Genomic DNA, 5093 nt, shown 5'->3' on the forward strand with positions numbered 1-5093 from the left:
CCCGGGCTTGATTGCACTCTGCTCTATGGTAAAGCATTGCCTGCTGCGGCGTAGATGTCGTACCATTCTTGGGCCGTTAATTCGACTTTGTTAGCTTCGACAATTTGCTTCAGGCGGTTGGGATTCATACTGCCAACGATTACCTGAATGTGCGCAGGATGCCGTAAGATCCAAGCCGTGGCAATGGCGTTTTTGGTAACGTCATAGCGATCCGCAATTGCCTGTAACATAGTGTTTAATTCGGGGAATTTGGGATTGTCGATGAAAACGCCTTCGAACATACCATATTGATAAGGTGACCAAGCTTGTACGGTCATATTATGCAATTGGGTATATTCTAAAACACCGTTATCATGGTCTACACTACGGTCATCGGTCATGTTGACGTGCATGCCCGCGTCAATCATGCCAGTGTGCATAATTGAAAATTGTAATTGGTTGATTAGCAGTTGTTGATGAATGCTGTTCTGCAGCAACGCCATCTGATAAGGATTTTGATTAGAAACACCAAAGTGGCGTGCTGTTCCATCTGTCTGCAACGTGTCTAAAGCTTCTGCCACCTGGGCTGGTTCCATCAGCGGATCTGGACGGTGAAGTAGCAAACTATCAAAGTATTCCACATTCATTCGTTGTAGTTCTGCATGAGCGGCATCAACGATGTAATCACGGCTAAAGTCGTAGCGACCGCCAAAGACAAGTCCGTCGTGCGAACGGCGATTATCTAGCACGATACCGACTTTGCCCTGCACGTAAACACTGTGACGATCAATGCCAGTTTCTTTCAACGCTTGACCAAAGATCGTATCGGATTGTCCCTCACCATAAATATCGGCACCATCGAAGAAGTTAATACCTAAGTCAAAGGCAGTTTCGATTACTTTCGCAGCCTCGCTGACGGATAACTGGTTCATTCGCATAATGCCTAAGCCAATATTGGAGGCGTGAAGATCACTTTTTCCAAGATTAATGTATTTCATGAGTTATACTCCTTATATAGGTTGTCAAAGTATCCACAGCAAGTGTAGCACTGTTTCCAAACAGTCGCTTGTGCTGGCTCGTTAAAGCTGGTATAGTGTTATGTGTTAATGACAACGAATTTGAGAGGAGAAGCATCATGGCAGAAAAGAAACCATTGAACTCATTCGCCGGCAAGCGTCCAGTCGCTAAGCGTCAACGTCGCCTTCGCCGTGAAAAAGAAATTGCCGCAATCCAACGTTGGGCTGCAGGTAAGACTGATGAGATCGAAGCCGCTCCTAAGGCCAAGTAATTTCGGTTGAGAATGCTTTTCTGATCGTCTCAAAGAGTCAGTACATCAAAAAGCTAAAAGTCCCGCGTCATCATCTTCGGATGGTGACGCGGTTTTTTTTGTTCCAATTAATTAGCAGGTATCCCTAAAAATAACTTATTGTTTCTTGAAACGTTTTATCTTAGAATGAATATAAGATAGATGGAGGTGGATAGGATGGGAACAGGTTCTAAGACGATTACAATTTTATTTTTATTACTTTATGCCTATTTAGTATTTCTTGTATTTACACAACCAATGAAGATGATGTTGGCGATGCAAGTTATGGCAGTGGGAATGTTTTTACAGGCTGGGATTGATTGCTGGTGTGCTTTTCGGAAAACAAAGTAACCTACATATGAATGAGGAGGCGTTTGCATGAGTGAACAAACGGTTTATAACAACTATTTTTATGATGAACCAGTTTATGACCTGCACGATGGGGGCTACGTGCCATTAGAACACGCTGATGTACCTGAACAACCGCTAAATGTGCCTGCCGTTTTAAAGCCAGATAAGGTTGACGGCAATGATGTATGGTACACAATTCGTGCCCAAGCCGGTGAGACACAAATCTTGCCTGGCCAGAAGACTAAAACCTGGGGCTACAATGCGTCATTACTTGGACAGACCATTGTCTTAAAAGACGGTGTTCATTATCATGTGCACATTGTGAATGATTTGCCGGAAGTGACGACTTTGCACTGGCATGGATTGAATATTCCTGGTCCCATCACTGATGGTGGTCCACATGCCCCAGTTTATCCGGGTAAAAGTCGCGACATTGAGTTTACGTTGAATCAGCCGGCCCAGACGGATTGGATTCATCCACATCCATGTCCAAATACTGCGCGGCAGGTATGGCAAGGACTTGCGGCAGCCGTTGTGGTGACTGACGACATTGAGGGCAAACTACCTTTCCCACGTGATTATGGGGTGGATGATATTCCGGTTGTCCTACAAGATCGTAGTTACCATGACAATCAATTGGATTATGATGCCGACTACGATATGGATGGAACGCTTGGAAAATACATGTTGGTGAATGGCACGATTAATGGTGTCTTTGATGTGACAACGCAACGCGTACGGTTACGAATGCTGAATGGTGCCGATCGACGTGAATATCGTCTGCATTTTAGCGACGATCATGAATTTACACAAATCGCATCTGATGGTGGCGTACTGCCAGAACCTGTCCAAATGAAGAAGGTAATGTTGACAGCCGCTGAACGGGCGGAGGTAATCGTTGATTTTGGCGATTACAAACCAGGCGATCGGGTCCAATTAATGACTGACGACATGCCAGTAATGACGTTTGCCATTGGTGATTTTGAACGAGACGACACAGTCTTGCCTGCACATCTAGTAGATATTGAAGACTGGCAGCCAACACCAGGTCTACCCGTTGAAAAGACAGTCATGTCAGGGATGGACGATGAAGTCTTACTGGATGGCAAGCTGTTTGATATGCAACGCATTGACCGACGCCAACAAGTAGGTACTGTGGTCGATTGGGATGTTACCAATACCAATGAGATGGATGGGGGGATGATTCATCCATTCCACATGCACGGGTGTCATTTCCTGATTTTATCGCGTAATGGGCATGCGCCATATCCAAACGAGCATGGCTTTAAGGATACCGTGGGTGTAAATGCCGGCGAAACAGTGCGGATTCGAGTGAAGTTTGATGTTCTTGGGGTCTTTATGTATCACTGCCACATTTTGGAACATGAAGATACTGGCATGATGGCGCAAATTGAAGCATATGATCCTGACCAGCCACAAACGTATCATTTGTTGAGTATGGATGATTTGATGACAAAACCTGAATAAGCAGTGGTTTCATCTAAAAGACGATGCCCGGTTTGGACATCGTCTTTTAGATGGCATAATTTTAAGAGAGAAAGTGACAAAATGACGCAAGCAACGAAGTTTAGTAAGGATAATCATGGTGGGACTTATAATCGATTATTGTTCATCATCACGCTGTTGACTGGCACGTTTAGCATGTCGATTAGTCAATCATCGCTATCGACGGCATATCCCACGTTGATGCGCACCTTTGGCATTGGCGCACCAGAAGTTCAGTGGATGACCACTGGCTTTATGTTAGTGATGAGTGTCATGATTCCCGTCAGTCCTTGGTTACTGAACAACATTAAATTTACGACGCTGTTTCGATGGGTTACCGCGACATTTGCTGTCGGAACACTGCTATGTATGATGGCGCCAAACTACATTGTGTTGCTAGTTGGCCGATTAATTGAAGCACTCGGAGTGGGTATTATTTTTCCATCCTTTCAAACTGTTTTGTTAACAATCACGCCTGAAACGCATCGTGGTGCAACGATGGGAACGGCTGGATTAATCATGGGATCAGCGTTAGCAACGGGACCTGTCGTATCTGGAATCATGCTCCAATTTACGAGCTGGCGCGGTTTGTTCGCATTATTCTTTGTTCTGGTGGCAACGGTGTTTGTCATCTCTTTTTGGACGATCAAAGATGTTATGCCAGTGAATCAGTCTCAAATGGATTGGCTATCAATCGTTTATTCATTAGGTTTTATCGGCGTTTTATTTGTTCTTAACCAGATTGGTAGCAAAGGCGTTAACTGGTGGCTGACGGTGTTACTTGTAGTCAGCATTGTCGCTGTGATTGGATTTTGTTGGCGACAGCTACACCGGGCACAACCGTTGCTTGAGTTGCATGTGTTTCAAAGCCGTTTGTTCACGACGGGAGTGCTCTTGACAGGTGCCTCATACATCGCATTAATTGTGACGACAATTGTCTTACCGCTTTATTATCAAAATGTACTGGGGCTATCTGCTTTAGCTTCGGGATTATCATTGGTGCCAGCAGCGGTTGGATTGAGCTTATTAAATCCATTGTCAGGTCGCTTGATGGATCGTATTGGCCCTCGTAATGTTGTGCTGACGGGGATGCTTTTAATTGTTTTAGGCTTTGGCTACTTAACGATTTTTGCGGCTCATTTGACGGTGGTAACGCTGATTTTAGCCTCGATTGTCACGGAAGGCGGCAATGCCTTTGTGATGATGCCAGCCGTAACGCTAGGTGCCAATTCATTGCCTGATCGGTTGATTGCTCATGGTACGGCGGTCACGACGACAGCACGGCAAATTTTGGGCTCCGCTGGGGTAGCGGCAGCCACCATTATCCTTACGCGAGTCACACAAGCAAACCACGGTGCACTAGGCTTGTATCAAGCAACGCTACGTGGGTATCAAATGACCTTCCTAACATTCTTAATCATTGGCTTGTTTGGCCTCGCCTTGACGTTTACGTTGCCTAAAGGGAAGCAGGGGTGAGTGTCTCCGACAAAACAGGGTAACAGTGAGCTCACTGCGTTCGCAGGCGGGGAACAAAGGGGCCTTACCGTTCCGGGGGTTTCTGATTTTTTTCCCCCCCTCCCCCCCGGGGGGGTTTTTTCCCCCGCCGTCACTGTTACCCTGTTTTGTCGGAGAGTGTCGCTCGCTTTGCGAGCGGCACACCCGTTAGTATCCAAGTAAAAGTTAGACTCAACATCAAATAGCCGCTCCAACAGTTCTACGTGTACGTAGACTGTTAGAGCGGCTATTAGAGTTTGCAGTTAACTATTACATAGAGTGAACGTTGGCAGCTGCAGTTACCGTGGTGGCGAGTTTGCTTCGACGTTCACTGAACTTGTGTTTTGTCCGCAAGGCGGGCAAAGCACTCCCTCAGCACCAGGTCATTAGCAATGGAGAGCAGATGTCGTGCCGAGAGCGCAGGCTGCGCAAGGATTGCGCGAAGCCGAAGCGGTAA

At 46.1% G+C, this 5093-nt stretch carries 5 protein-coding genes; 4 read left to right on the forward strand and 1 reads right to left on the reverse strand.

All coding sequences use genetic code 11. From position 1 onward, the window contains the following. Positions 1-23 precede the first annotated feature (23 nt). Complete coding sequence (locus tag IV55_RS03030) at positions 24-977, reverse strand: aldo/keto reductase (RefSeq protein ID WP_057809240.1); 954 nt, start codon at positions 975-977, stop codon at positions 24-26. 137 nt (positions 978-1114) lie between these two features. Here IV55_RS03030 and IV55_RS10500 point away from each other — a divergent pair, with 137 nt between their 5' ends. The 4 genes from IV55_RS10500 to IV55_RS03040 all read left to right on the forward strand — a co-directional run bounded on the left by IV55_RS10500 (position 1115) and on the right by IV55_RS03040 (position 4618). Then, positions 1115-1267: a hypothetical protein gene (locus IV55_RS10500; protein WP_169790613.1), complete on the forward strand. Its 153-nt coding sequence runs from the start codon at positions 1115-1117 to the stop codon at positions 1265-1267. 195 nt (positions 1268-1462) lie between these two features. After that, complete coding sequence (locus tag IV55_RS10505) at positions 1463-1636, forward strand: hypothetical protein (RefSeq protein WP_169790614.1); 174 nt, start codon at positions 1463-1465, stop codon at positions 1634-1636. A 27-nt stretch (positions 1637-1663) separates the two neighbouring features. After that, on the forward strand, positions 1664-3124 hold the full coding sequence (locus tag IV55_RS03035) for a multicopper oxidase family protein (RefSeq protein ID WP_057809242.1): 1461 nt from the start codon (positions 1664-1666) through the stop codon (positions 3122-3124). Positions 3125-3205: 81 nt separating this feature from the next. Continuing rightward, positions 3206-4618, forward strand: coding sequence for a DHA2 family efflux MFS transporter permease subunit (locus IV55_RS03040; RefSeq protein WP_057809244.1), 1413 nt, complete (start codon positions 3206-3208; stop codon positions 4616-4618). Positions 4619-5093 lie beyond the last annotated feature (475 nt).

Origin of the sequence: Furfurilactobacillus siliginis, assembly GCF_001437435.1 — a bacterium.
Taxonomy (GTDB): Bacteria; Bacillota; Bacilli; order Lactobacillales; family Lactobacillaceae; genus Furfurilactobacillus; species Furfurilactobacillus siliginis.